Annotated in this window: 24 protein-coding genes; 11 read left to right on the forward strand and 13 right to left on the reverse strand. The window is 69.8% G+C overall.

What is annotated here, in order from left to right:
• Positions 1-51: 51 nt before the first annotated feature.
• Both ntrC and EV685_RS14225 read left to right on the forward strand, forming a co-directional pair.
• Positions 52-1,539: a nitrogen regulation protein NR(I) gene (ntrC, locus tag EV685_RS14220; RefSeq protein ID WP_130482688.1), complete on the forward strand. Its 1,488-nt coding sequence runs from the start codon at positions 52-54 to the stop codon at positions 1,537-1,539.
• A gap of 206 nt (positions 1,540-1,745) precedes the next feature.
• Positions 1,746-2,471 (forward strand): Crp/Fnr family transcriptional regulator, encoded by a 726-nt coding sequence (locus EV685_RS14225; protein WP_242615596.1) that lies wholly within the window; start codon positions 1,746-1,748, stop codon positions 2,469-2,471.
• Between the two features lie 96 nt (positions 2,472-2,567).
• On the opposite strand, the gene EV685_RS14230 is transcribed toward EV685_RS14225, so the two are convergent.
• The 8 genes from EV685_RS14230 to EV685_RS14265 form a co-directional block, all read right to left on the reverse strand.
• Positions 2,568-3,365 (reverse strand): ZIP family metal transporter, encoded by a 798-nt coding sequence (locus EV685_RS14230; protein WP_130482689.1) that lies wholly within the window; start codon positions 3,363-3,365, stop codon positions 2,568-2,570.
• Positions 3,366-3,375: 10 nt separating this feature from the next.
• On the reverse strand, positions 3,376-4,248 hold the full coding sequence (locus EV685_RS14235) for a dienelactone hydrolase family protein (protein ID WP_130482690.1): 873 nt from the start codon (positions 4,246-4,248) through the stop codon (positions 3,376-3,378).
• Between the two features lie 77 nt (positions 4,249-4,325).
• The gene (locus EV685_RS14240) at positions 4,326-5,261 is read right to left on the reverse strand and encodes a ribokinase (RefSeq protein WP_130482691.1); all 936 of its coding nucleotides are present in this window, start codon (positions 5,259-5,261) and stop codon (positions 4,326-4,328) included.
• Complete coding sequence (locus EV685_RS14245; RefSeq protein ID WP_130482692.1) at positions 5,261-6,559, reverse strand: TRAP transporter large permease; 1,299 nt, start codon at positions 6,557-6,559, stop codon at positions 5,261-5,263. The genes EV685_RS14240 and EV685_RS14245 overlap by 1 nt, the downstream gene beginning before the upstream one ends.
• A gap of 7 nt (positions 6,560-6,566) precedes the next feature.
• Positions 6,567-7,052, reverse strand: coding sequence for a TRAP transporter small permease (locus tag EV685_RS14250; RefSeq protein ID WP_130482693.1), 486 nt, complete (start codon positions 7,050-7,052; stop codon positions 6,567-6,569).
• 15 nt (positions 7,053-7,067) lie between these two features.
• Positions 7,068-8,090, reverse strand: a complete 1,023-nt coding sequence (locus tag EV685_RS14255) for a sialic acid TRAP transporter substrate-binding protein SiaP (protein WP_130482694.1) — start codon at positions 8,088-8,090, stop codon at positions 7,068-7,070.
• Between the two features lie 76 nt (positions 8,091-8,166).
• A complete protein-coding gene (locus EV685_RS14260; protein ID WP_130482695.1) occupies positions 8,167-9,120 on the reverse strand; it encodes a dihydrodipicolinate synthase family protein in 954 nt (317 codons plus the stop codon).
• A 2-nt stretch (positions 9,121-9,122) separates the two neighbouring features.
• A complete protein-coding gene (locus EV685_RS14265; protein ID WP_130482696.1) occupies positions 9,123-9,815 on the reverse strand; it encodes a GntR family transcriptional regulator in 693 nt (230 codons plus the stop codon).
• Between the two features lie 175 nt (positions 9,816-9,990).
• Between EV685_RS14265 and EV685_RS14270 the strand changes: the two genes are divergently transcribed.
• Positions 9,991-10,221, forward strand: coding sequence for a sulfurtransferase TusA family protein (locus EV685_RS14270; protein ID WP_130482902.1), 231 nt, complete (start codon positions 9,991-9,993; stop codon positions 10,219-10,221).
• Positions 10,222-10,324: 103 nt separating this feature from the next.
• Here EV685_RS14270 and galU read toward each other — a convergent pair whose 3' ends face one another.
• Positions 10,325-11,191, reverse strand: coding sequence for a UTP--glucose-1-phosphate uridylyltransferase GalU (gene galU / locus EV685_RS14275; protein WP_130482903.1), 867 nt, complete (start codon positions 11,189-11,191; stop codon positions 10,325-10,327).
• Between the two features lie 205 nt (positions 11,192-11,396).
• Here galU and EV685_RS14280 point away from each other — a divergent pair, with 205 nt between their 5' ends.
• Positions 11,397-12,533, forward strand: a complete 1,137-nt coding sequence (locus EV685_RS14280; protein WP_130482697.1) for an NAD(P)-dependent oxidoreductase — start codon at positions 11,397-11,399, stop codon at positions 12,531-12,533.
• Here EV685_RS14280 and EV685_RS14285 read toward each other — a convergent pair.
• On the reverse strand, positions 12,499-15,360 hold the full coding sequence (locus tag EV685_RS14285; RefSeq protein WP_130482698.1) for a valine--tRNA ligase: 2,862 nt from the start codon (positions 15,358-15,360) through the stop codon (positions 12,499-12,501). The two genes, EV685_RS14280 and EV685_RS14285, sit on opposite strands and share 35 nt — an antisense overlap.
• Positions 15,361-15,595: 235 nt before the next feature.
• Here EV685_RS14285 and EV685_RS14290 point away from each other — a divergent pair, with 235 nt between their 5' ends.
• Together EV685_RS14290 and EV685_RS14295 are read left to right on the forward strand one after the other, a co-directional pair.
• A complete protein-coding gene (locus EV685_RS14290; protein ID WP_130482699.1) occupies positions 15,596-16,444 on the forward strand; it encodes a 3-hydroxybutyryl-CoA dehydrogenase in 849 nt (282 codons plus the stop codon).
• A gap of 32 nt (positions 16,445-16,476) precedes the next feature.
• A complete protein-coding gene (locus EV685_RS14295; RefSeq protein ID WP_130482700.1) occupies positions 16,477-17,592 on the forward strand; it encodes a diacylglycerol/lipid kinase family protein in 1,116 nt (371 codons plus the stop codon).
• Between the two features lie 36 nt (positions 17,593-17,628).
• Here EV685_RS14295 and EV685_RS14300 read toward each other — a convergent pair whose 3' ends face one another.
• The 3 genes from EV685_RS14300 to EV685_RS14310 are packed head-to-tail and all read right to left on the reverse strand — an operon-like array spanning position 17,629 to position 20,825.
• On the reverse strand, positions 17,629-18,408 hold the full coding sequence (locus EV685_RS14300) for an ABC transporter ATP-binding protein (protein WP_130482701.1): 780 nt from the start codon (positions 18,406-18,408) through the stop codon (positions 17,629-17,631).
• Positions 18,405-19,649, reverse strand: coding sequence for an ABC transporter permease (locus tag EV685_RS14305; RefSeq protein WP_130482702.1), 1,245 nt, complete (start codon positions 19,647-19,649; stop codon positions 18,405-18,407). The genes EV685_RS14300 and EV685_RS14305 overlap by 4 nt, the downstream gene beginning before the upstream one ends.
• An 18-nt stretch (positions 19,650-19,667) precedes the next feature.
• Positions 19,668-20,825, reverse strand: a complete 1,158-nt coding sequence (locus EV685_RS14310) for an efflux RND transporter periplasmic adaptor subunit (protein ID WP_165396806.1) — start codon at positions 20,823-20,825, stop codon at positions 19,668-19,670.
• A 124-nt stretch (positions 20,826-20,949) separates the two neighbouring features.
• Here EV685_RS14310 and EV685_RS14315 point away from each other — a divergent pair, with 124 nt between their 5' ends.
• The 5 genes from EV685_RS14315 (at position 20,950) to EV685_RS14335 (ending at position 25,789) form a co-directional block, all read left to right on the forward strand.
• Positions 20,950-21,870, forward strand: a complete 921-nt coding sequence (locus tag EV685_RS14315) for a LysR family transcriptional regulator (RefSeq protein ID WP_130482704.1) — start codon at positions 20,950-20,952, stop codon at positions 21,868-21,870.
• Between the two features lie 186 nt (positions 21,871-22,056).
• On the forward strand, positions 22,057-23,085 hold the full coding sequence (locus EV685_RS14320) for an amidohydrolase family protein (RefSeq protein ID WP_130482705.1): 1,029 nt from the start codon (positions 22,057-22,059) through the stop codon (positions 23,083-23,085).
• Positions 23,086-23,206: 121 nt separating this feature from the next.
• Positions 23,207-23,890 carry a 4-carboxy-4-hydroxy-2-oxoadipate aldolase/oxaloacetate decarboxylase gene (ligK, locus tag EV685_RS14325; protein WP_130482706.1) on the forward strand — a complete coding sequence of 228 codons (684 nt, stop codon included), beginning with the start codon at positions 23,207-23,209 and terminating at the stop codon, positions 23,888-23,890.
• A gap of 13 nt (positions 23,891-23,903) precedes the next feature.
• Positions 23,904-24,851, forward strand: a complete 948-nt coding sequence (locus tag EV685_RS14330) for a DUF1932 domain-containing protein (protein WP_130482707.1) — start codon at positions 23,904-23,906, stop codon at positions 24,849-24,851.
• A 5-nt stretch (positions 24,852-24,856) separates the two neighbouring features.
• Positions 24,857-25,789: an amidohydrolase family protein gene (locus EV685_RS14335; protein WP_130482708.1), complete on the forward strand. Its 933-nt coding sequence runs from the start codon at positions 24,857-24,859 to the stop codon at positions 25,787-25,789.
• Positions 25,790-25,802 lie beyond the last annotated feature (13 nt).

Genomic DNA, 25,802 nt, shown 5'->3' on the forward strand with positions numbered 1-25,802 from the left:
GGGCCTGCCTGGCCCGTCGCCCGGAGTGGCACAGCCAGGACAGGCCCACGCATGAAACCCATCTGGATCGTTGACGACGACCAATCCATCCGCTTCGTTCTGGAGAAGGCCCTGGCGCGCGAGGAGCTGCCGGTGCGCAGCTTCACCAACCCGCGCGACGTGCTCGCCGCTCTGGACGAGGACGAGCCGCAGGTGCTGGTCAGCGACATCCGCATGCCCGGCGGCTCGGGCTTCGACCTGCTCGCCAAGGTCAAGGAGCGCCTGCCCGGCCTGCCCGTCATCATCATGACGGCCTACTCCGACCTGGACAGCGCCGTCTCGGCCTTCCAGGGCGGCGCCTTCGAATACCTGCCCAAGCCGTTCGACCTGCCCAAGGCGGTCGAGCTGATCCGGCGCGCGGTCGAAGAAAGCCAGCGCGAGGAAAGCGTCGACGAACACGCCACCGAGGTGCCCGAGATGCTCGGCCAGGCACCGGCGATGCAGGATGTCTTCCGCGCCATCGGCCGCCTGAGCCAGAGCAATGTCACGGTGCTGATCACCGGCGAGTCCGGCGCCGGCAAGGAACTCGTCGCCCGGGCGCTGCACAAGCACAGCCCGCGGCAAGGGGGCCCGTTCGTGGCGATCAACACGGCGGCGATCCCCAAGGACCTGCTGGAGAGCGAGCTGTTCGGCCACGAGCGTGGCGCCTTCACCGGCGCCCAGGCGACCCGGCGCGGGCGCTTCGAGCAGGCCGAGGGCGGCACGCTCTTCCTCGACGAGATCGGCGACATGCCCTTCGACCTGCAGACCCGGCTGCTGCGGGTGCTGTCGGACGGCCAGTTCTACCGCGTCGGCGGGCACGCGCCGCTGAAGTCCAACGTCCGCGTGATCGCGGCGACGCACCAGAACCTCGAAGAACGGGTGCGCGACGGCGCCTTCCGCGAGGACCTGTTCCACCGCCTCAACGTGATCCGGCTGCGCTTGCCGGCGCTGCGCGAGCGGCGCGAGGACATCCCTTCGCTGACCCGCCACTTCCTGCAGCGCAGCGCCAAGGAACTGGGCGTCGAGACCAAGAAGCTGTCCGAGGCGGCGATGGCCCTGGTCGTGGGCTTCGAGTTCCCCGGCAACGTCCGCCAGCTCGAGAACCTGTGCCACTGGCTGACGGTGATGGCGCCGGCCCAGACGGTGGATCCGAAGGACCTACCGCCCGAGGTGCTGGGCGCCCTGCCCTCACACGGTCACGGTCTGGCGGGCCTGTCGTCGGCGCCGATCGGCCACGCGCCCAGCCCACCCGCCGCCGGCCACGCGGCCGATGTGTCCCGTGCGGCCGCGCCGGTCATGCTCGGCAGCGGTTGGCTGGCCGACCTGGAGCAGGAAGCCCGTTCGCTGCTGGAGAGTGGCCAGCCGGACGTCTGGGACCACCTGACCCGGCTGTTCGAGGGCCGCTTGATCACCACCGCGTTGGCCATCACCAAGGGTCGCCGCATCGAGGCCGCACACAAGCTCGGCATCGGCCGCAACACCATCACGCGCAAGATCCAGGAACTCGGCCTGGATTGAAAAACCGCGTCGTCGTTCGAATGCACAACCCCCGAAACCGAAGGGATTTACTGGCTGGGGGTTGACCTGGCTCAAGTGCCACGCATACCGCGAGGCGCACATTCGACAACATGCGGTTCGCCGAACCGCCTTGTCGAACCTCAAGCTAGCCCTTGGTTGTGCAGCCCTTGGACACTCCCACACCCATCTCCCGGGCACCGCGCGCCGTGCACTTGCCCAAGCCCCGGCGCCGGCTGGCGGCGGCGCCACCCGCGCCGGCCGACCCGACGCCCTGGCTGATCGCCTTCGGCACACCGCCGCTGGGCAGCGGCGAGGTCGCGGTGCTGCAGCAGATCGCGATCCGGCGACCGGTCGCCGCTGGCGAATCCGTCTTCCGCGATGGCCAGCCCGCCCGCACCCTCGTGCTGCTGCTGTCGGGTGACGCGGTGCTGGGCTCACGCGCGGCCGATGGCAGCTTGCGCACCGAGCGCAGCGTCGCCGGCCCGTCCTGGCTGGACGGCCATTCGGCCTGGCTGGCCGAGCCCCACGCGATGGAAGCGCTGGCGCTGTCGGACGTCGTCGTCGCCGAACTGCCCATCGAGATCCTGCGCCTGCACCTGACCAACATGCCGCTGCTGGGCCTGCGCTTCTGCGCCAACCTGGCCCGCGAGGTGCGCTCGCTGACCGACGCCTCGCGCAACCTGCTGCACAACGACGCGCCGGCCCGCTTCGCCCGCTGGCTGGTCCAGCGCTGCCCCGGCCACGGCGAGCGCTGCGAGATGCGCCTGCAGGAGCGCAAGCGCGACATCGCCCAGCAGCTGGCGATGACGCCCGAGACGCTGTCACGCCTGATGCGCAACTTCGAAGCGCGCGGTGTCTTCAGCGTCAACGGCTACAACGTCGTCGTGCACGACCTGCCCGCTCTGCGGCAGATGGCGGGCGAAGACCCCTGAGCCGCCTCAAAGCCACGCCCTTCGACATGACAAAGGCCGCTCTCGAGCGGCCTTTGTCATGTCGGGTCAGACCGGACCGGGCCGGGCCGGGCCGCGTCAATGGCCGTGCGCCGTGCTGCTGATGGCCGCGATCAGCGCGATGCCGCCGCCCATCCAGCCCAGCTGCAGCAACGTGTCGCGCCAGTCCAGCCGCTTCTGCAGCTGCGGGATCAGGTCGGCCACCGCGATGTAGATCAGCGTGCTGGCCGCCACCATCAGCATGTAGGGCAAGGCCGCCTCGAACGGCGCCAGCGCCAGATAACTCAGCACGCCGCCCAGCACCGAGGCCAGCCCGGTGATGCAGTTGAAGAGCAGCGCACGGCGCTTGGTGAAGCCCGCGTGCAGCAGCACGATGAAGGCGCTCAGCTCATGCGGAATCTCGTGCACACCCACCGCCAGCGCGGTCAGCCAGCCCAGCGCCGGATCGGCCAGGAAGGCCGCACCGATCAGCACGCCGTCGCAGAAGTTGTGCGTCGCGTCGCCCACCAGCACGCTCCAGCCACCCTTGCCGGCCTGTTCAGCGTCGAAACCGTGGTGGTGGTGGTGATGCGGGTCGTCGCCCTCGTGGTGATGGTTGTGGCGGTAGAGCTCGACCTTCTCCAGCAGGAAGAAGAACAGCAGGCCGCCCAGCAGCGTCGCGAACAGGGCCTGCGGCTCGGCATGGCCACCGCCGGCATGGGCCTCGAAGGCCTCGGGCATCAGGTCCAGCAGGGCCGCCGCCAGCATCACCCCGGTCGACAGGCTGACCATGTGGGGCAGCATGCGCGCCAGCAGAGGCAGCGCCAGCCAGCCGGCCAGCAGCACCGACAGCACGCCGCTGGCGAAGGTCGCGATCAGGATGGAGACGAGGACCATCGGGGCGGGCTCAGGCCGCGCCGTGTCGGCTCAGCCAGTCGAGGCAGCGGCGCCAGCCGTCCTGCGCATCGGCCTGCCGGTAGCTCGGCCGGTAGTCGGCGTGGAAGGCATGCGGCGCCTGCGGGTAGACGACAAAGGTCGAGGCCCGGGCCTTTTCCGGAGCGGCGGCCAGCGCGGCCTTCATCTGATCGACCGTGGTCAACGGGATGCCGCCGTCCTGTCCTCCGTAGAGGCCCAGCACGGGTGCCTTCAGCTCGCCAGCCAGGTCGACCGGGTGGCGCGGGTTCTGCGGCGTGACCGGTCCCGTCAGCCGGCCGTACCACGCCACGCCAGCCTTCACCGCCGGCTGGTGCGCGGCATAGAGCCAGGTGATGCGACCACCCCAGCAGAAACCGGTGATGCCCAGCCGGGCCGTGTCACCGCCGTTCTTCGCCGCCCAGGCCACGCAGGCATCGAGGTCGGCCATGACCTGGGCGTCGGGCGTCAGGCGGATCACCTCGGCCATCAGCTTGTCGATCTCGCCGTAGGACGACGGGTCGCCCTGGCGCACGAACAGCTCGGGCGCGATCGCCAGATAGCCCTGCTTGGCGAAACGACGGGCCACGTCGGCGATGTGCTCATGCACGCCGAAGATCTCGCTGATCACCAGGATCACCGGCAGGCCGGTCTTGCCCGCCGGTGCCGCGCGGTAGGCGGGCACCTGGTAGCCGGCCACGTCGATCATGACCTCGCCAACCGCCAGCCCGGCGCTGTCGGTGCGGATCTCGGTCTGCGCCACCACCGGCAACACGGCCGCGGCAAAGCCGGTGCCGATGGCCGTGCGCAGGAAATCGCGGCGGGTGTCGTCGCCGGTCACGTCAGCCTGGGGGATGGACTCGATCATGGGGCTCTCCCGGTCAGAAGGTGGTCAGGGAAAGCGGGCGATTCTAGGCAGGCGACCGGGCCGTCGCAGGGCCGTGGTCAGCGCTGGGCCAGCAAGGCGGCAACCCCGTGGCGATCGGGCATCGCGGCGATCGCACCGCGGCCGGTGACGGCCAGCGCCGATGCCGCATTGGCCTGCCGCATCGCCTCGGGCAGGCTCAGCCCGCGAGCCAGTGCGGCGGCCAGCGCGCCGGTGCAGGTGTCGCCCGCGCCGATGGTGTCGACCACATCGACCACCCAGCCCGGCTCGTGTTGCGGGGCCTGACCCGGCCGGAACAGCCGCACGCCGTCGGCGCCGCAGGTGACCATGACGGCGCCCGCACCACGCGCCAGCAACTGCTGCGCGGCACGCTCGAGCGGCGCGTCCTCGCCCAGCCCGGCCAGCGCCAGCAGCTCGCCCTCGTTGGGCGTCAGCAGGTCGCACAAGGCGATCAGCTCATCGGGCAAGGGCCGCGCCGGGGCCGGGTTCAGCAGCGTGAAGACGCCGTGGCGACGCGCCAGCGCGAAGGCCGCTTCGGTCGCCTCGATCGGCACCTCGCACGGCGCCATCACGACCCGCGCGGCGGCGATCGTCGCGGCGGCCGCGTCGACATGGCGCGGACCCAGCCCGGCACCGGCGCCGGCAAAGACCGCGATGCTGTTGTCGCCACCGTCGTAGACCCAGATCTGCGCCACGCCGCTGCGCTCGCCCTCGACCACCTCGACATGCTGCGTGGCGATGCCTTCGCGCTGCCACAGGTCCAGCGCCATGCGGCCGAAGTCGTCGCCGCCGATGCGCGCCAGCACGGCCACCCGCGCGCCCTGGCGGGCCGCCGCGACCGAGGCATTGCTGCCCTTGCCGCCCGGGCTGACCTCGAAGGCGCTGGCCATCAGCGTCTCGCCACGCGAGAGCGGGCGCGGCACGCGCGAGACCAGGTCGGCGTTCCAGCTGGCCAGGCAGACGACGTCGGCCTGCTCGCTTGATCGGTCGTCCATCACTTGACTCCGTAGCCCATCGTTTGCGGCAGCCACAGCACCAGCTGCGGGAACAGCGTCAGCGCCAGCAGCAGCATCAGCAGCATGACGATGAAGGGCCAGCCCTCCTTCATCATTTCGCCGATCGGGATGCCGGTCAGCGCCTTGGTCACGAACAGCAGCATGCCGAAGGGCGGGTGGACCATGCCGATCATCATGTTGAGCACCACCAGAACGCCGAAGTGGACCAGGTCGATGCCCAGCGCGTTGACGGCCGGCAGCAGCATCGGCACGAAGACCAGCAGCAGCACCGAGACGTCCAGGAAGCAGCCCAGCACCAGGAACATCAGGTTGACCAGCAGCAGGAAGGGCACGCGGCCCAGGTCCATCGCGTCGACCCACTGCGCCATGGCCTGCGGCACGCCCTCGGCGGTGAAGGCGTAGTTCAGCATGAAGGAGCCGGCCAGGATCAGCGTGATGACCGCGCTCGAACGGGCCGACTCCAGCACCACGCCGGCCAGGCGGCGCAGGCTCAGGGCCCGGTAGACGAGCGTCGACAGGATCAGCGCATGCAGCGCGGCCACTGCGGCTGCCTCGGTGGGCGTGAAGGCGCCGGAGTAGATGCCGCCCAGCAGCACCACCGGCATCGACAGCGGCAAGGCCCCGCGGAAGATCACCGTCGGCCATTCGGACCAGGGCACCGGTGCCTCTCGCGGCATGTTGCGGCGCACCGCGATGATGTGCACCACCACCATCATCGACAGCGCCATCAGCAGCCCCGGCAGGACACCACCCAGGAACAGCGCGCCGACGGAGGCGCCCGAGACCAGGCCGTAGATCACCATCGGGATCGACGGCGGGATGATGGGCCCGAGCGTCGCGCTGGCCACCACCACCGCACCGGCAAAGCCGCGGCTGTATTCGGGCTTGCGCAGCATCTGCTTGATCGTCACCAGACCTGGCCCTGCGGCATCTGCAATGGCGCTGCCGCTCATGCCCGAAAAGATCACGCTGACGAGGATGTCGACCTGCGCCAGCCCGCCGCGCATGCGCCCGACCAGGATGCGGCAGAAGTCGAACAGCCGTTCGCTGACGGTGCCGGCATTCATCAGGTTGGCCGCCAGCACGAACATCGGCACGGCCAGCAGCACATAGCTGTTGTAGAGGCCGTTGCCGATCTGCTCGGCCACCAGCCCGAGGTCCTGCTGCTTGACGGTGAGGTAGGCGACGCCCGAGGCAATCATCGCGAAGCCGATCGGCAGGCGCATCAGCATGCCGGCGACCAGCACGCCGCCGAGGGCGAGGAGGGCAAGGTTCATGTCGTTCTCAGGCGGACGGGATGGCGGCGTCGTCGAGGTCCAGGCCCCGCCACGCCCGCACGATGGCCACGCCGCTGCGCACCACCAGCGCGGCCATCAGCAGCACAAAGGGTGCAAACACCAGCATGAAGGACACGTCCAGCACCGGCGTGCCCTCGCGCCGCATGAAGTGGACATAGTCCCAGCTGGCCGGCAGGGCCCAGGCGCACAGGCCACCGAGCATGGCGTGGCCGGCGATGCGCAGGATGCGGCGGGTGCGGCGTCCGACCGCGTTCCAGACCAGGTCGAACATGACGTGTTCGCGCTCGGGCACGACCAGCGCGGCCGACCACAGGATCACCCAGACATAGAGCACCACCGCCAGCTCGTCGGTCCACGGCAAGGGCCGGTGGAAGCCGAAGCGGGCGACGATCTGGACGATGAAGACGAGGAACAGCGCCGTGAACAGGGCGACGGCCACACCGTCGCCCAGGCGCCTGGACAGGCTGCGCATCGGATGCCGTGCCGTTTACTGGGTCGCGTTGATGCGTTCGAGCATGCCCTTGGGCCAGCTCTTGGCGATCTCGCTGGTCGCGTAGGCGCCCTGCACCTGGCGGCGGAAGGCATCGACGTTGGGCGTCGTCACCGTCAGGCCCTGCTGCTTGAAGAAGTCGACGATGGCGGCCTCTTCCTTGATGCGGTTGTCGTTGTTGAAGGCCGCTGCCGCGTTGGCTGCGGCCTGCACCTTCTGCTGCTGGGCCGGCGTCATCGCCTTCCAGGACTTGTCGGAGATGGCGATGAAGATGCCGTCGACCAGGTGGTTGGTCAGCACCAGCTGCTTGGTGACCTCGTAGAACTTGGCCGCGCGCACGGTCGGCAGCGGGTTGTCCTGGCCGTCGATGGTGCCGGTCTTCAGGCCCAGGTAGACCTCGCCGAAGGCCAGCGGCGTGGCGGTCGCGCCGAGCGCCTCGCCCAGGAACAGCCACTCCTTGCTGCCGGGCATGCGCAGCTTGACGCCCTTGAGGTCGGCCGGCGTCTTCACGTCGCGCACGTCGCGCAAGTTGACCTGGCGGGTGCCGAGGTAGATGGGGGTCAGCAGCGTGACCTCCATCTTCTCGGTCGCGAGCTTGAACATCTCCTGGCCGATCGGGCCGGCGAACACCTTGGCCTGGTGCTGCGGGTCGCGGATCACGTAGCCGGCGGTGAAGATGCTGAACTCCGGCACCAGCTTGGCGATGTCGAAGGCCGAGATCGACGACAGCTCCAGGTTGCCGCGCGCCATGGCGGCCGGCTCGGTGCCTTGCTTGAACAGCGTCGCATTGAGGTTGATCTGGACGTCAAACTCGCCCGGCGCGCTCTTGTCGAGCGTGTCCTTGAAGACCGTCCACATCTTGCCGTGCCAGTCGTCGGGCACGGCGGGCGTCGAGATGCGCAGCGTGACCTTGTTCTGCGCCTGCGCCAGCGGACTGAGCAGCGCGCCCACGCCGAGCACGGCGGCCATGGCGAGGGTCGAAAGGCTGCGGCGGCGCAGCGTGGTGGCGGGGGTCTTCATGGTGAGTCTCCTTGTTGGATCGGCGTCGAGCCGGTTGGCTTTCAGGTGCGCTTTGTCGTCGGCCAGCGCCGGGCCGTCAATCGGGTCGCTGCGGATGGCCCGCCGCCGCCAATGTGGCCTGCAGGCCGGGCAGGTCGTCGGGCGTCAAGGCTTGCAAGGGCGCGCGCACCGGCAGCCAGCCGAGATCGTTGTCGCGCAGCGCCAGGATGCCCTTGAAGGCCGGCACCAGCGCATAGCCACCCAGCGCGCCCAGCAGGGCCTGCACATGTGCGAGGTCGCCCGGCGTGCCCGGCGCATCGGGCTGGCTGACCAGCCGGTGCACCGTGCGCGGGATGAAGTTGGCCAGCCCGCTGACGGCGCCGGTGCTGCCACGTCGGCCCAGCTCGGGCAGGTCGGGCTCATTGCCCACATGCACCATCAGCTGTGGCGCGAAGGCCTCCAGCAGGCTCAGCGAATGAGCCAGCTGGCACTGGCTGTCCTTGACCCCGACGACGATATCGGCGTGCCGCGCCAGCAGCTCGCGGATCACGCCATGGGTCAGGCCGATGCCAGCGACCTGAGGGATGTGATAGAGCATCAGGCGCAGCGGCTGCGGCGCATCCAGCCCCGCGTGCACGGCCCGTGCGGCGGCGATCACCTGTTCGTAGACCGACACCACGCCGGCATCGGACATGCCCTTGAAGAAGAAGGGCGGCATCAGCATCGTGCCCCAGGCGCCGATGCGGGTGGCGTGTTCGGTCAGCGCGATCAGGTCGGTCAGCGCGCAGGCGCTGGTCGACACCAGCAGGCGCTCGGCCGGGATGCCGCCGGCCACCAGCGCGTCGACCGCCGCGATGCGTTCGGCCACGCTGAAGGACGGGCCCTCGCCGGTGGTGCCGAAGGGCGTCAAGCCACCGCAGCCCGAGGCCAGCAGGGCCAGCCCGTGGCGCACGAAGCGTTCATGGTCGATGGCGCCATCGGCGCGCAGCGGCGTCAGCATGGCCGGCCAGATGCCGGGCAGGCGATCGACGGTGGGCAAGGTCTGGGTCATGGTCAGGGTCCGGGGTTCGTGGGGGTGGTGTCGATGGGCAGCGGCGGCCGGGCCAGGCCCAGCACGCGCCGGTGGGCGCTGTCGATGTGGTGGCCCAGGCGCGCCAGCACGGCGGCGGCGTCGCGGCGGCGCAGGGCGTGGATGAACCAGAGGTGCTCCTCCATCGCCGGCAGCAGCGCGTCGGCCGACAGCAGCGATCCCTCCAGCCGGATCAGCCGCACGCGCAGGCTGTTGATGCGATAGGTCTGCGAGATCAGAGCGTTGCCGAGGGCGTCGACCATGCGGTCGTGCAGGCCCCAGTCGACGGCGGTGGCGTCGTTGAGCAGGGCATCGTCGACCGGCCCGCTGCGGGCCCGCTCGACGATGGCGCGGTGGGCCGCCTCGACCGCGTCCAGTTCGTCGTCGGTGACGGTCTCGGCATAACGCCGCGCCGCGTCCAGCTCGATCAGGCGGCGCAGGCCGAAGGCGTTGTTCACCAGCGTGATGTCGGCCTGCACGATCTGCAGCCCGCGTTGCGGCACGGTGCGCAGCAGGCCTTCGGCCTCCAGCCGCGGGATCAGCTCGCGCACGGCGCCCAGCGGCATGTCCAGCAGCTGCATCAGCTCACGCTGCGAGACGAACTGGCCCGGCCGGATCTGGGCCTGCACGATCTGCTGCTGGAAGTTTTCGTAGGCGCGCTCTCTGAGGGAACTCATGTCGGCCCCTCGTCGGAAGGACGCCTGCAAGCGGTGGGGAGACTCGTCAACATCACACTGACATGTTAGTCAGCAATCAGCAGCCGTCACGCGTGTAAACCCGGCCTCCGACCCCGGCGATGCCGGCGGTGCAGCCCCAGTCGCTTGGCTAGAATCCATGCATAAGGAGCTGCTGATGGACGCCCACAAGGAACTCGACACACGCGGACTGAGCTGTCCGCTGCCCATCCTCAAGACCAAGAAGGCGCTGGCCGACATGGCCTCGGGGGAAACGCTCAAGGTGCTGTCCACCGACCCTGGCTCGGTGCGCGACTTCCAGGCCTTCGCGCGCCAGACCGGCCACCTGCTGGTCGAACAGGAGAACCTGCCCGGCAACGAGTTCCTGCACGTGCTGCGGCACCGCTGAACCGCCTGCCCCGCCAGAACGACAAAAGCCCACGCAGCGATGCGTGGGCTTTTTCTCTTGTGCGTCGTGTTTTTTGCGGACCGGCTGTCGCAGCCGGCGCCGCTCAGACCTTCAGGTCGCGCAAGAAGGCGCGGAAGCTCTCGCCGACCTCCGGGTGGTCCAGCGCGAGTTCGACGTTGGCCTGCAGGAAGCCTTCCTTGCTGCCGCAGTCGTAGCGCTTGCCCTCGTAGCGGTAGGCGAACACCTTCTCGCGGCGCAACAGCGCGGCGATGCCGTCGGTCAGCTGGATCTCGCCACCCACACCGCGCGGCTGCGTGGCGATCTCATGGAACACGCCGGGCGTCAGGATGTAGCGGCCGGCCACGCCCCAGCGCGACGGTGCGGTCTCGGGGGACGGCTTCTCGACGATCTTGGTGACGTCCATCAGGCGGTCATTGACCAGCGTGCCAGCGACGATGCCGTAGCGCTTGGTGTGTTCGACCGGCACTTCCTGCACCGCCAGGATCGAGGCGCGCCACTCGTTGAACTGCTCGACCATCTGCGCCAGCACGGGCGGTGCGCCGATCATCAGGTCGTCGGCCAGCAGCACCGCGAAGGGCTCGTTGCCGACCAGACGCTGGCCGCACAGCACGGCATGACCCAGGCCCAGCGCCTGAGCCTGGCGCACGTAGATGCACTCCATGTCCTTGGGCTTGACGCTGCGTACGACCTCCAGCAGTTCCAGCTTGTTGGCCTGCTCCAGCGCGACCTCCAGCTCGAAGGTCATGTCGAAGTGGTCCTCGATCGGGCGCTTGTGGCGGCCGGTCACGAAGATCATCTCGCGCACGCCAGCGGCATAGGCTTCCTCGACAGCGTACTGGATCAGGGGCTTGTCGACCACCGGCAGCATCTCCTTGGGCTGAGCCTTGGTGGCCGGGAGGAACCGGGTGCCGAGACCGGCCACGGGAAAGATCGCCTTGTTGACTTTCATGTCCTGCCTGAAGGGTTTCATGGGGGTGCAGAGGAGGTCAGGCACAGCGCCGACACCGTGTTCGGATGTGCTGAAACTGGTCAATCGAAATCATTCTGGCACGCAGACATGACCCCCTGGCCCCTGTTCGCGGGGGGCCTGCAGCAGGTCCCCGTCCCTACCATCGAAAGAGCCCAAAAACTGCCCAAACCGTCGTCGCAACTGCATGGATCTGCTGATCGCCGAACCCCTCGAAACCGAGGTGCTGCAATGGCTCGATGCGCGCCATGACCTGTTCTACGCGCCGCGCCTGGGGCAGGACCGGCGGGTCTTTCTGGACGCCTTGTCGCAGGCTCGCGGCGTGATGCTGCCGCCGCACCTGGCGATCGACCAGCGCGTGCTGGCGCAGTCGCCGCAGCTGCGTGTGATCGGCCGCATCGTCGGTGGCCACGAGAACATCGACCTGAGCGCCTGCACCCGCGCCGGTGTCGAGGTGGTGCGCTGCATCGAGGCGGCCGCGCCGGCCGAGGCCGAGTTCCTGCTCGGCGCGCTGCTGGCGCTGCTGCGACCCAGCCCTGAAGAGATGGGCCGGGTCGCCGGCCGCGAGCTGGGCACCAGCACGGTCGGCCTGATCGGCATGAACGCGACCGCCCGCACGGTCGCCAAGCTGGTCCAGGCGCTGGGCACCCGGGTGGTCGGCTATGACCCCGCGCTGCACGCCAGCGATGGCGCCTGGCCGCGCTGGGGCATCCAGCCGCTGGGCCTGCGCGAGCTGTTCGAGAGCTGTGACGCGGTCTGCGTGCAGATGAGCTATTTCAGCCGCTACCGCGGCCTGCTGGGCGAGCGCTCGCTGAACCACGCCAAGCAGGGTCAGGTGCTGGTGAGCGTCTCGCCGCTGGAGCTGTTCGACGAGGACCTGCTGGCCCAGGCCCTGACCGCCGGTCAGCTGACCGCCGCCTGGATGGACAACATCAGCCCGACCGCGCTGGAGCCCGGCCAGCCGCTGCACGGCGTGCGCGGCCTGCTGGCCACGCCACGCCTGGCGGCCTACACCCGCGAGGCCCGGGTGCGCAGCGCCTGGGGTGTTGCCAAGCAGGTCGACGAGGTGCTGCGCACGGCGCCCCAGGCACCCCGTCCCGGCACGCGCCGCCAGGCCGCCGCCGCCGAATCGGCCCAGCGGGCGGCCGGCGTCAACGGCCACATGCCCTCGCCCGAGCCGCGCACCATGCCCTCGCACCTGCAGGGCAGCGCGGCCCAGGCGCCTGAGTTGGCACCGGCCGGCAGAGCCGGCAAGGCGGACCCGGCCGCCGCGAACGGCAGCGGCCGCCTCAGGCCATCCGAGCGAGCTGGTCTGTCAGCTTGACGACCGTGGCGCTGAAGTCGGCCATGCGCGCACGCTCCTGAGCCACCACGGCGGCCGGGGCACGGGCCACGAAGCTCTCGTTGCCAAGCTTGGCCTCGGCCTTGGCGATCTCGCCCGTCAGGCGGGCGATCTCCTTGCCCAGGCGCTCACGCTCGGCGGCGACGTCGATCTCGACCTTCAGCGCCAGCCGCACCTCGCCTTGCACCAGCACCGGCGCCATCTGCGTGGCGACGGCATAGGCCGCCTCGTCGTCGAAGCGCTGGACCTCGCTGACCTTGGCCAGCGCCTTGAGCAGCGGCGTGGCCACGTCGATGAAGGCGGCGTCGCCCAGCGTCATCAGCGGCACCCGCTCGGCCGGTGACAGGCCCATCTCGCTGCGCAGCGCGCGGCAGGCGCCGACCAGGCTCTTGAGCTGAGCCACCCAGGCGTCGGCGGCCGCGTCGACGCGATCGAGCTCGGCCTTCGGATACGCGGCGGTGACGATGCCGTCGACCGAGCCCGGCGCCTTGCGGCCCGCCACCGGCGCCACGACCTCCCACAGCTCGGCGGTGATGAAGGGCGTGATCGGGTGCAGCAGGCGCAGGATGGTCTCCAGCACCCGGATCAGCGTGCGCCGGGTGGCGCGCGCGCTGGCCTCGTCGCCAGCGGCCTTGGCCTCGGCGAGCTGGACCTTGGCGATCTCGAGGTACCAGTCGCAGTACTCGTCCCAGACGAACTGGTAGATCGCGTTGGCGACGTTGTCCAGGCGGTAGTCGGCATAGCCCTGTTCGACCGCCGCCTCGACGCGCTGGATCTCGCTGCTGATCCAGCGGTCGGCCGCGCTGAAGCGCATGTAGCCGTGGGCCGGCCCACCGACCGCGCACTCGGCCTTGGTGTGCGGCATCAGGCCGCAGTCCTGGCCCTCGGTGTTCATCAGCACGAAGCGGGTGGCGTTCCAGAGCTTGTTGCAGAAGTTGCGGTAGCCCTCGCAGCGCTTGCTGTCGAAGTTGACGCTGCGGCCCAGGCTGGCCATGGCCGCGAAGGTGAAGCGCAGCGCGTCGGCGCCGTAGGCCGGGATGCCGTCGGGGAACTCCTTCTCGGTCGCCTTGCGGACCTTGGGCGCGGTCTCGGGCTTGCGCAGACCCTGGGTGCGTTTGTCCAGCAGCTCGGGCAGGGCGATGCCGTCGATCAGGTCGACCGGGTCGAGCACATTGCCCTCGGACTTGCTCATCTTCTTGCCCTGCGCATCGAGCACCAGGCCGTGGATGTAGACGTCGCGGAAGGGCACGCGGCCGGTGAAGTGCTGGGTCATCATGATCATCCGGGCGACCCAGAAGAAGATGATGTCGTAGCCGGTCACCAGCACGCTGCTGGGCAGGAAGAGGTCCTGCTCGATCGTCTTCTCGGGCCAGCCCAGCGTGCTGAAGGGCACCAGCGCGGACGAGTACCAGGTGTCGAGCACGTCCTCGTCGCGGGTCAGGTCGCCGACGTAGCCGGCCGCATCGGCCTTGGCGCGCGCCTCGGCCTCGCTGCGGGCGACGAACAGCTCACCGCCACTGCCGTACCACGCAGGGATCTGGTGACCCCACCAGAGCTGGCGGCTGATGCACCAGTCCTGGATGTTCTTCATCCACTGGTTGTAGGTGTTGACCCAGTTCTCGGGCACGAAGCGCACGTTGCCGGAATCGACCGCCTCGATCGCTTCCTGGGCAATCGACTTGCCGTTGGCACCTGGCTTGGTCATGGCGACGAACCACTGGTCCGTCAGCATCGGCTCGATGATCTGGCCGGTGCGGGCGCAGCGCGGCACCATCAGCTTGTGCTTTCGGACCTCCACCAGCAGGCCCTCGGCGTCGAGCTGGGCGACGATCTGCTTGCGGGCGACGAAGCGGTCCAGGCCACGGTAGGCCGCCGGGATCTCGTCGATCGTGTCGACCACCTTCGCATCGAGAGTGAAGATCGTGATCATCGCCAGACCATGGCGCAGGCCGACCTGGTAGTCGTTGGTGTCGTGCGCGGGCGTGACCTTGACCACGCCAGTGCCGAAGGCGCGGTCGACATAGTCATCGGCGATCACCGGCACCCGCCGGCCGGTGATGGGCAGGCGCACCGAACGGCCGATCAGGTGGGCGTAGCGCTCGTCCTCCGGATGCACCATGACCGCCGTGTCGCCGAGCATCGTCTCGGGCCGCGTGGTGGCCACCACCAGCGTCTCTTCGCTGCCGTCGACGGGATAGCGGATGTGCCACAGCGAGCCGTCTTCTTCCTCGCTTTCGACCTCCAGGTCCGAGACGGCCGACTTCAGGATCGGGTCCCAGCTGACCAGCCGCTTGCCGCGGTAGATCAGGCCTTCCTCGTGCAGCCGCACAAAGGTCTCGGTGACCACCTTCGAGAGCTTCTCGTCCATCGTGAAGTACTCATGCGCCCAGCTCACGCTGTCGCCCATGCGGCGCATCTGGCGGGTGATGGTCGAGCCGCTCTGCTCCTTCCATTCCCAGACCCGGGCGACGAAGTTCTTGCGGCCCAGGTCGTGGCGGCTGATGCCCTGGCCCTGCAGCTGGCGCTCCACCACGATCTGCGTGGCGATGCCGGCGTGGTCGGTGCCCGGCACCCACAGCGTGTTGTGGCCACGCATGCGGTGGTAGCGGGTCAGCGCGTCCATGATGGTCTGGTTGAACGCGTGGCCCATGTGCAGCGTGCCGGTCACATTGGGCGGCGGCAGCTGGATCGAGAAGCTCGGGCGCGACGCGTCGAGCGTCGGGGCGTAGGCGCCGCTGGCCTCCCAGGCCGGGCCCCACTTGGCTTCGATCGGGGCGGGTTCAAAGGATTTGGTCAGGGCGTCGCTCATGGCTCTTCGGGGCTGGCAGCACGGTGGCCGAGGGCGCGTCCCAGTGGTGGGGTCGCCACACTCGCGGCCGGGCTGCGGGATCGGAGGGGCGGATTTTATGGAGTGGCGCGCTTGCGGCCCGACATGACGTGTCGCCCCACCATGCCGCGACGGCAGAATGCGCCGCAACCTCCGGATGCAGGGGCCCTGCCACCTCGCATCCGCCTTGTCATCCCCACCCTTGCGGAGCATCCCCATGGACATCCAGACCGTCGGCATCATCGGCGCCGGCACGATGGGCAACGGCATCGCGCAGGCCTGCGCCGTCGCCGGCCTGAACGTGGTCATGATCGACGTCGCCGAGGCCGCACTTGCCCGTGGTGTCGCCAACGTCGCCACCAGCCTGGACCGCCTGATCAAGAAGGACAAGCTGACGGCGGCGCAGAAGGATGCCGCGCTGGCGCTGATCACCACCGCCACCGATCACGCCGCACTGACCGGCGCTCAGATCGTCATCGAGGCCGCCACCGAGAGCGAGGCGCTGAAGGTGAAGATCCTGCAGCAGCTCGACGGCCTGCTGGCGCCCGAGGTCATCGTCGCCACCAACACCAGCTCGATCTCGATCACCAAGCTGGCAGCGGCCACTCAGCGCGCCGACCGCTTCATCGGCATGCACTTCTTCAACCCGGTGCCGCTGATGGCGCTGGTCGAGATCATCCGCGGCCTGCAGACCAGCGATGCCACGCACGCCGCCGTCAAGACACTGACCGAGCGGCTGGGCAAGACGCCGATCACCGTGAAGAACGCGCCGGGCTTCGTCGTCAACCGCATCCTGGTGCCGATGATCAACGAGGCCTTCTTCGTGCTGGCCGAGGGCATCGCCACAGCCGAGGACATCGACGCGGGCATGAAGCTCGGCACCAACCAGCCGATCGGCCCGCTGGCCCTGGCCGACATGATCGGGCTGGATGTCTGCCTGGCCGTGATGAACGTCTACATGGCCGAATACAACGACAGCAAGTACCGCCCCGCCCCGCTCCTCAAGGAGATGGTCGCGGCCGGCTGGCTGGGCCGCAAGACCGGTCGCGGCGTGTACACCTACTGATCCGCCCGAGGATCCGGACCGAGCCCGCGCCGATGTCGCTGCCCCCGTCGAGCCAGCCTGCCGGCGTCGTGATGCTCAACCGCCATGCCGATGGCGGGCGGGCCCTGGCGCTGCGCCGGCCGATCGAGTCCTGGCTCGCGCGCCACGCGCCCGGCGTCGCGCTGCTGGTGCCCGACAGCCCCGATGCGGCGCTGGCCACGCTGGCGATCCTGGCCGTGCGCACCCGCGTCGTGCTGGTCGGCGGCGACGGCACGCTGCAGCGCATGCTGCCCGCGCTGATGCGCTGCGGCCACCGGGTTGGCCTGGTGGCAGCCGGGCGTCACAACGACGTCGCCCGCGCACTGGGCATCGCCGGCCTGCTCTGGCGCGAGGCGCTGCCCTATGCGCTGTACGCGCCCACCGCAGCGGTCGACCTGGGGCAGTACGAGACCGAGGCCGACACCCGCCATTTCGTCGGCCGCCTGAGCGTCGGCCTGGCCGCCCGGCAGGACCTGCTCGCCGCCGGTCTGCCCCGCTGGTGGCCGCTGCCGGCACGCCAGATCGCCAGCGGCCTGGCGGCCCGCGCGACCGGCGCGTCGCAGGCGCTGAAGATCTGGGTCAACGGCCAGCTCGAACACGACGGCCCGGCCTGGTCGGTGTCGGTGTGCAACGCCTCTGGCGCCCTGGGCGGCTTGCAGCAAGCGCCCCATGCCCGGCTGGACGACCACCGGCTGGACACGCTCGTGCTGGGCGAGGCCGGGCCGGCCGTGTTCTGGCGCATGCGCCGCGGCCGCCACATCCACCCGCCGCAGATCAGCTTGCACAACACCCGCAAGCTGCTGGTCGACGCGGCCGAGCCGATGGCAATCACCATCGACGGCGAGCCGCAGACCGCCACCACCCGCTTCAGCGCCCGCGTGCTGCCGCGCGCGCTGCATGTGGTGGGCGCGCACATGCTGGGTGTGCCGGTGACCGAGCGTCAGGCCGATGCGGTGCGCAGCCGCGCGCTCGGCCACGGTCTGCCACTGGAGCCCTTGTCGGCGCCCACGCAACCGGCTGCTCTGCCAGTCGCTGTTGCAGCTGCTGTTTCTGCTGCTGTTCCGGCCGAACTTGCAGCGCATGAGCCGGATGCCCCGCCATCGACCTTCCCGATGCCGCTGGCAGACTAAGAGCCCCGCGCGCCGGCCTAAGCCGACCGCGCCCCCTCAGGCCGGGCGCCAGTCCAGGTCGATCCTGCCGTCGACGATGCCGATGCGGCGGTCAGCGACCGAGGCGAAGCGGCTTTCGTGGGTCACCGCCACGACCGTCTTGCCCATCTCGCGTGTCAGCTCGCGCAACAGGTCACGCACATTGGCGCTGGAGGCGGAATCGAGGTTGCCAGTCGGCTCGTCGGCCAGGATCACCGGCGGGTCGTTGGCCAGCGCCCGCGCGATCGCCACGCGCTGGCGCTGACCGCCGGAGAGCTGGCTCGGGTGCTTGTGCGCATGGGCCTTCAGCTCGAAGCGGTCCAGCAGCGCCAAGCCACGTTCGACCGCCGCCTCGTCGCGCAGCCGGCCGAGCTTGCGGATCGGCAGCAGCACGTTGTCGAGCGCACTGAACTCGGCCAGCAGGAAGTGGAACTGGAAGACAAAGCCCAGCCGCGCCAGCCGCAGGTCGGTGATGGCGTCCTCGTCGAGCGTGTCGGTGCGCTGGCCGGCCAGCCAGATGCGGCCCTCGGTGGGCACGTCCAGCAGCCCCAGCAGGTAGAGCAGCGAGGACTTGCCCGAGCCCGACGGCCCCATGATGCAGACGAACTCGCCACGCTCGATGCGCAGGTCCACGCCGTCGATCAGCGTGACCGGCACCTCGCCTTCGAGGCGCTTGCGCAGGCCTTGCACGGCGATGGCGGCGGTGGCCGGGTCACCGACCGGATCACCCACCGGATCGACCGGGACACCAGCCAGCCCGACCGGATCGGCCGGCGCGAAGCTCGGCTCCTCCTTCATGCCGCCCCCCGCAGGATGTCGACCGGATGCACCCGCCCGGCCCGCCGTGCCGGCAGGTAGGACGCCGCCACGCAGGACACCAGCGCAAAGGCCGCCGCCAGCACGAACTGGTCGGCGCCCCACCACAGCGGCAGGCGCACCGTCTCTTGCACACCCGGCGGCTTGATCTCGATGACACCCAGCAGTTGCATCAGGCCGATGCCCAGCAGCACGCCCGCGCCGCTGCCCAGCAGGCCGACGATGACGCCTTCGAGCAGGAAGATGCGGCGGATGTCGCGGGCGTGGAAGCCCATCGATTTCATGATCGCGATGTCGCGGGTCTTCTCCATCACGATGGTCGAAATGGTGTTGTAGATGCCGAAGGACGCCACCACCAGAATGGCCGCGACCACGCTGTACATGATGATGTTGCGTACCAGCAGCAGGCTCAGGAAGTCTTCGGTCGCCTCGATCCACGACACGCTCTTGTAGCCCGTGGCGGCCTCCACCGCGATCGCCACGTCACGCGCCCGGTAGGCGTCGTCGAGCTGGATCACGAAGCGGTTGACCCGGTTCTCGCGGCCCAGCAGGCTTTGCGCCCGCTTGAGCAGCACGAAGGCCTGGCCCTCGTCATAGCCGGCGTTGCCGGTGCGGAAGAAGCCGACCACGCGCAGTGTGCGGGCCTGGCCATCGGCACCGGCCACGCTGATGGCGCTGCCCAGGCGCAGGCCGAACTTGTCGATCAGGCCCTGGCCAACGATCACGCCGTTCGGATCGGCCGACAAGGAATCGAGCGAGCCCACACGCATCTTCGACTCGATGGTGCTGACGTCCTTCATGCGCGCCGGCACCACGCCGCTGAGCGCCACGCCCTGCTGGCGACCGGCAAAGGTCAGCACGGCCGAGCCCGACAGCACCGGCGCGACCCGCACCCCCGGCAGCGACTCGACCTGCGCCAGCCGTTCGCGCCAGCCGCGGATGCCGCGGGTCTCGCGCTGCGGCTTGACATGCGCGATGGCCACGGCCGCATCCGGAAAGGCCAGCTCGGCCGGCTGCACCGGCGCGTTGCGGAACTCGTCGTAGACGGTGATGTGCGGGCTGTTGTCGACCAGGCGGCTGAGGAAGTCCGCCTCCGAGCCGCGCATCAGCGAAGACACCGCCAGAAAGAAGGCCACGCCCAGCACCACGCCGGTCAACGAGACCACGGTCTGGCGGCGGCGGCTGGTCAGGTGCGCCAGCGCGATGTCGAGGGCGATCGCCATGGACGGCTGCGGCCCGCGTCAGCGTGCGGCCGGAAGGACACGCACCGCGCGGCCCTCGCGCAGCCCCGCCCCCTGCTCGACCGCCGCGACGACCAGCGTGTCGCCCTCGGCCAGCCCGGCCACCACCTCGGTGCGTTCACCGCCGGCCACGCCGAGCGTGACGACCCGTCGGCGCAGCGTGCCGGCGTCGTCGACCACCCAGACCGGCAAGCGACGGGCCGCAGCCGCCACGGGCACCGAAGCGCCCGAGGCGGCCGCACCGACCGGCGACGGCGCGGGGGATGCGGTCGGAACTGGCGTCGGCGCGGACTTGTCGACCAGCCCCGCCACCGTCAACGCCCTGCTGGGCATCAGCAGCACGTCTTCGCGGCGGGTGATGACGATGTTGGCGTCCATCGTCATGCCGGCGCGCGCACCGGCGGCTTCCAGCACGGCCGCCTCGCGCGGGCGGATGCGCACCCGCCAGCTGCGCGCCACCGGGTCGCCCTTGGGCGTGATGTCGGCCACCTCGGCTTCGAAGACCTGGCCGGGCAAGGCCTCGCTGCGCAGCAGCACGCGCTGGCCTCGGCGCACCCGCACGATGTCCTCCTCGTCGACCTCGGCGCTGACCCGCAGCGGCGCGCAGCAGGCCAGCGTGTAGAGCGTCTGCCCGGCGGCAACCACCTGGCCGGGCTCGCCGTCGCGGCGCAGCACCGTGCCGTCGGCGGGCGCACGCAGCACCATGTCATCGCGCTGGGCCTGGGCCCGGCGGGTCGCGGCCTCGGCCACGTTGACCTCGGTCTGGACCCGGTCCAGCTCGGCGCGGGACAGGAACTGCTCGTTGACCAGCGCCTGGGTGCGGTCCAGCTGCAGGCGGGCCAGCCGCTCGCGGGCACCGAGTTCCTGCACCGTCTGGTCCAGCTCGGTGGCCTGCAAGCGCGCCAGCACCTGGCCGCGCTTGACGCTCGCGCCCTCCTCGACCAGCCACTGCACCAGCCGCCCGCCGGTGCGCGGTGCCACCGGCATCAACACGGTCGGCTCGACCAGACCGGTGGCATAGACCGCCTCGACCGCCGGACCCCGTCCGACCTGGGCGGTCGTCACCGCCAGCGGCTGGTAGCGCCACCACCAGACCCCGCCCCCGATCGCCACCGCCAGCAGCACGCTGGCGATCAGCCAGCCCTTGTATCGACGCACGCCCCGACCCTCGAATGTCCTGGAAGGTCGGATGATGTCATGCACGAACGATCGTTCGATGACCCACCTCAGGCCGCACGCCACCCTGCGCGACACTGCAAGCTCGTCCCGCCGACACCGCCCGATGAACCTCAAGCAGCTCGAATCCTTCGTCCAGGTCGCCGAACTGGGCAGCTTCAGCAAGGCCGCCGTGGTGCTGGAAATCGCCCAGCCGGCGCTGAGCCGGCAGATCCGCGCCCTCGAGACCGAACTGCGCACGACCTTGCTGACGCGCAACGGCCGCGGCGTCGAGCTGACCGAGGCGGGCCGGCGCTGGTTTGACCACTGCGTGACCATCCTGCAGCAGGTCGCGCTGGCCCAGGAAGACATGGGCGCGAGCCGCGACGCCCCGGTCGGCCGCGTCAACATCGGCCTGCCGCCCACCATCGGCCGCCAGCTCACGCTCCCGCTGATCGACACCTTCCAGCGCCGCCTGCCGCAGGCCCGCCTGGCCATCGTCGAGGGCATGTCCACACACGTCAGCGAATGGATCGCCACCGGCCGCGTCGACCTCGGCCTGCTCTACAACCCCGAGGCCCAGCCCTCGCTGCAGATCACCCCGCTGCTGCAGGAATCGCTCTGCCTGGTCAGCCCGGCCACGCCCGACGCCGCCCGCAAGCCGCTGCCACTGCGCGCGCTGGCCGACGTCGCGCTGGTGCTGCCCGAACGCCAGCACGTCATCCGCCGGCTGCTTGACAGCCAGGCCACCCTGGCCGGCCTGAGCCTGAACATCGCCTGGGAGGTCTCCAGCATCGCCGCCATCATCGATCTGGTCGCAGCCGGCCACGGCCACGCCGTCCTGACCGCCAGCGCCATCCAGGCCAGCGGCCAGGCAGACCGCCTGATCGTCCGCCCGCTGGTCGAACCCACCCTCAGCAGCGTGCTCTGCCTCGCCGTCCCCGCCCACAAGCGCCCCAGCGCGCTGGTGCGCCAGAGCTGTCAGGTGCTCAAGGAACTGGTGACACGGCTGCCGCAGAACGCGGCGGTGGGGTCGCTGCCGGGGTGAGGGCGGGTCAACGCACGCACCAAAGCCACCCCACCCATGCCATCCCGCTATACCTGCTAGTCCCCCACCCCCCGTTGCCGGCATGGCTTCGGGTTCTCACAATCGCGCCACGCTGAACCGGGGCCGAGGGCTGACGGGGATGCACCAGAGACATGTTCCGCCTGAAGCCCCACCCGGAGAGCAACGATGATCATCGACGTCCATGGCCACTACACGACCGCGCCGGCTGCCCTTGGCGCCTGGCGCGACCTGCAGATCGCGGCGCTGAAGGACCCGAGCCAGACGCCTGACCCGAAGGCGCTGAAGATCAGCGACGACGAGCTGCGCGAGTCGATCGAGACCAACCAGCTCAAGCTGATGAAGCAGCGTGGCAGCGACCTGACGATCTTCAGCCCGCGTGCCAGCTTCATGGCCCACCACATCGGCGACTTCCAGACCTCGTCGACCTGGGCGGCGATCTGCAATGAGCTGTGCTTCCGGGTCAGCGAGTTGTTCCCCGACCACTTCATCGGCGCGGCCATGCTGCCGCAGTCGCCCGGCGTCGACCCAGCCAGCTGCCTCCCGGAGCTGGAGCGCTGCGTCAAGGACTACGGCTTCGTCGGCATCAACCTGAACCCGGACCCGTCCGGCGGCCACTGGACCAGCCCGCCGCTGACCGACCGCCACTGGTACCCCATCTACGAGAAGATGGTCGAGCACGACATCCCGGCCATGATCCACGTGAGCACCAGCTGCAACGCGTGTTTCCACACCACCGGCGCGCACTACCTCAACGCCGACACGACGGCCTTCATGCAGTGCCTGACGGGCGACCTGTTCAAGGACTTCCCGACGCTGAAGTTCCTGATCCCGCACGGCGGCGGCGCGGTGCCCTACCACTGGGGTCGTTTCCGCGGCCTGGCCCAGGAACTGAAGAAGCCGCTGCTCGATGAGCACCTGCTCAACAACATCTTCTTCGACACCTGCGTGTATCACCAGCCCGGCATCGACCTGCTGACGAAGGTGATCCCGGTGAAGAACATCCTGTTCGCCAGCGAAATGATCGGCGCGGTGCGGGGCATCGATCCGACCACCGGCCACCACTACGACGACACCCAGCGCTACGTCGCGGCGACCGCCAACCTGAGCGACGAAGAACGCCACATGGTGTTCGAGGGCAATGCCCGCCGCGTGTTCACGCGCCTTGATGCACACCTCAAGGCCAAGGGCCTGTGAATGATGGCCCCCGGGTCGGCGGGTACGCCACCCGCCCCCCGAGGAGGCTGCCGGCCGGCTTGGGGCGGCCCGGCGCTCGGCCGGCCCCCCTCACGCGACACACTGAATTGGAGAGATGAACATGTACGAACTCGGAGTCGTCTACCGCAACATCACCCGCGCCGACCGCGCTGCCGCCGATGGGCTGGCCGCGCTGGGCTCGGCCACGGTGCACGAGGCGATGGGCCGTGTCGGCCTGTTGAAGCCCTATATGCGGCCGATCTACCCCGGCTGCCAGGTCTCGGGCACGGCGGTCACGGTGCTGCTGCAGCCCGGTGACAACTGGATGATGCATGTGGCCGCCGAGCAGATCCAGCCGGGCGACGTGGTCGTCGCGGCGGTGACGGCCGAGTGCAGCGACGGCTACTTCGGCGACCTGCTGGCGACCAGCTTCCAGGCCCGCGGCGCGCGCGCGCTGATCATCGATGCCGGCGTGCGCGACGTGAAGGTCCTGCAGGAGATGGGCTTCCCGGTCTGGAGCCGCGCCATCAGCAGCAAGGGCACGATCAAGGCGACGCTGGGCTCGGTCAACATCCCGGTGGTTTGCGCCGGCATGTTGGTGACGCCCGGTGACGTGATCGTGGCCGACGACGACGGCGTCGTCTGCGTGCCGGCCGCACGGGCCGCACAGACACTGGAGGCGGCCATCAAGCGCGAGAGCTTCGAAGGCGAGAAGCGCGCCAAGCTGGCCAGCGGCGTGCTGGGCCTGGACATGTACAAGATGCGCGAGCCGCTGGCCGCCGCCGGCCTGAAGTACATCGACTGAGCGGGGCGGCTCGATGCAAGCGGATCCCGCCCTCGCGACCACCTGGCAGGTCGGCATCGTCGGCTATGGCGAGGTCGGCCGCATCCTCGCCGAGGACCTGCGCGCACACGGCGTGGCGGTTCTCGCGTTTGACCTCAAGCTCGCCGATGCCGCCACGCGCGGCCCGCTGGTCGACCATGCACAGGCTCACGGCGTGAGCCTGGTCGACAGCCATGCCGGGCTGGCTGCGCAGGCCGACCTGATCCTGAGCGCCGTGACCGCCAGCCAGGCGGTGCCGGTGGCGCAGGCCTGTGCGCCGGGCGTGCGTGCCGGCGCCTTCTTCCTGGACCTCAACTCGGCCTCGCCGGGCGCCAAGCAACGCGCCGCTGCGCTGATCGACGCGGCCGGCGGCCGTTATGTCGAAGGCGCGGTGATGACCAGCATCCCGCCCTACCGCATCCGCGTGCCACTGCTGCTGGGCGGCGCCTCGGCCGAGGCGCTGCAGCCCGCGCTGGCCGCGCTCGGCTTCGCGCCCCAGGTGTCGAGCACGACGCTGGGCGTCGCCTCGGCCACCAAGATGTGCCGCAGCGTGATGATCAAGGGCCTGGAGGCCATGGTCATCGAGAGCTTCACGGCGGCGCGTTTCCACGGCGTCGAAGACGCGGTGATCGCGTCGCTGCACGAGACCTTCCCCGGCATCGACTGGGAGAAGCAGGCGAGCTACTTCTTCCAGCGTGTCATCGAGCACGGCCGGCGCCGCAGCGAAGAGGTCCACGAAGTCGCCGAGACCGTGCGCGAAGCCGGCCTGACCCCCTGGTCGGCCAGCGGCACCGCCGATCGCCAGGCCTGGGTCGCCGACCTGGCCGACGCCGGCCTGTTCGGCCAGAAGGGCCAGCCCGGCTTTGCCCGCAGCACCGACTGGCGCACCGAGGCGGACCGCATCCTCCGCCATGTGGGCGACGCCCCCACCACCAAGGACTGACCACCATGAGCAAACCCGTCACGGGCGATTTCACCAAGACCGCCGGCTGGCTGGACTGGTACACCGGCCCGAGCCAACCCGCCTTCACGCTGCCGGCCGGCGCGGTCGATGCCCACTGCCACGTCTTCGGCCCCGGCGCCGAATTCCCCTATGCGCCCGAGCGCAAGTACACGCCCTGCGACGCCAGCAAGCAGCAGCTCTACGCCCTGCGTGACCAGCTCGGCTTCGCCCGCAACGTGATCGTGCAGGCCACCTGCCACGGCGCCGACAACCGCGCCATGGTCGACGCGCTGGTGCACAGCGGCGGCAAGGCGCGTGGCGTGGCCACCGTCAAGCGCAGCGTCAGCGACGCCGAGCTGCAGGCCATGCACGACGCGGGCGTGCGCGGCGTGCGCTTCAACTTCGTCAAGCGCCTGGTCGACTTCACGCCCAAGGACGAGCTGATGGAGATCGCTACCCGGATCGCGAAGTGGGGCTGGCATGTGGTCATCTACTTCGAGGCGGTCGACCTGCCCGAGCTGTGGGACTTCTTCACCGCCTTGCCGACCACCGTGGTGGTCGACCACATGGGCCGCCCGGACGTGTCCAAGCCGGTCGACGGCCCGGAGTTCGAGCTGTTCCTCCAGTTCATGCGCCAGCACCCCAACGTCTGGAGCAAGGTCAGCTGCCCCGAGCGCCTGTCGGTCACCGGTCCGAAGGCCCTGGACGGCGAGCGCCACGCCTATCTCGACGTGATCCCGTTCGCCCGCCGCGTCGTCGAGGAATTCCCGGACCGTGTGCTGTGGGGCACCGACTGGCCGCATCCCAACCTGAAGGACCACATGCCCGATGACGGCCTGCTGGTCGACGTCATCCCGAACATCGCGACGACCGCCGAGCGGCAACGCCAGCTGCTGGTCGACAACCCGATGCGCCTGTACTGGCCCGAAGAGGCCTGAGCCGTCACGACCC

Origin of the sequence: Sphaerotilus mobilis (assembly GCF_004216565.1) — a bacterium.
GTDB classification, from domain to species: Bacteria; Pseudomonadota; Gammaproteobacteria; order Burkholderiales; family Burkholderiaceae_C; genus Sphaerotilus; species Sphaerotilus mobilis.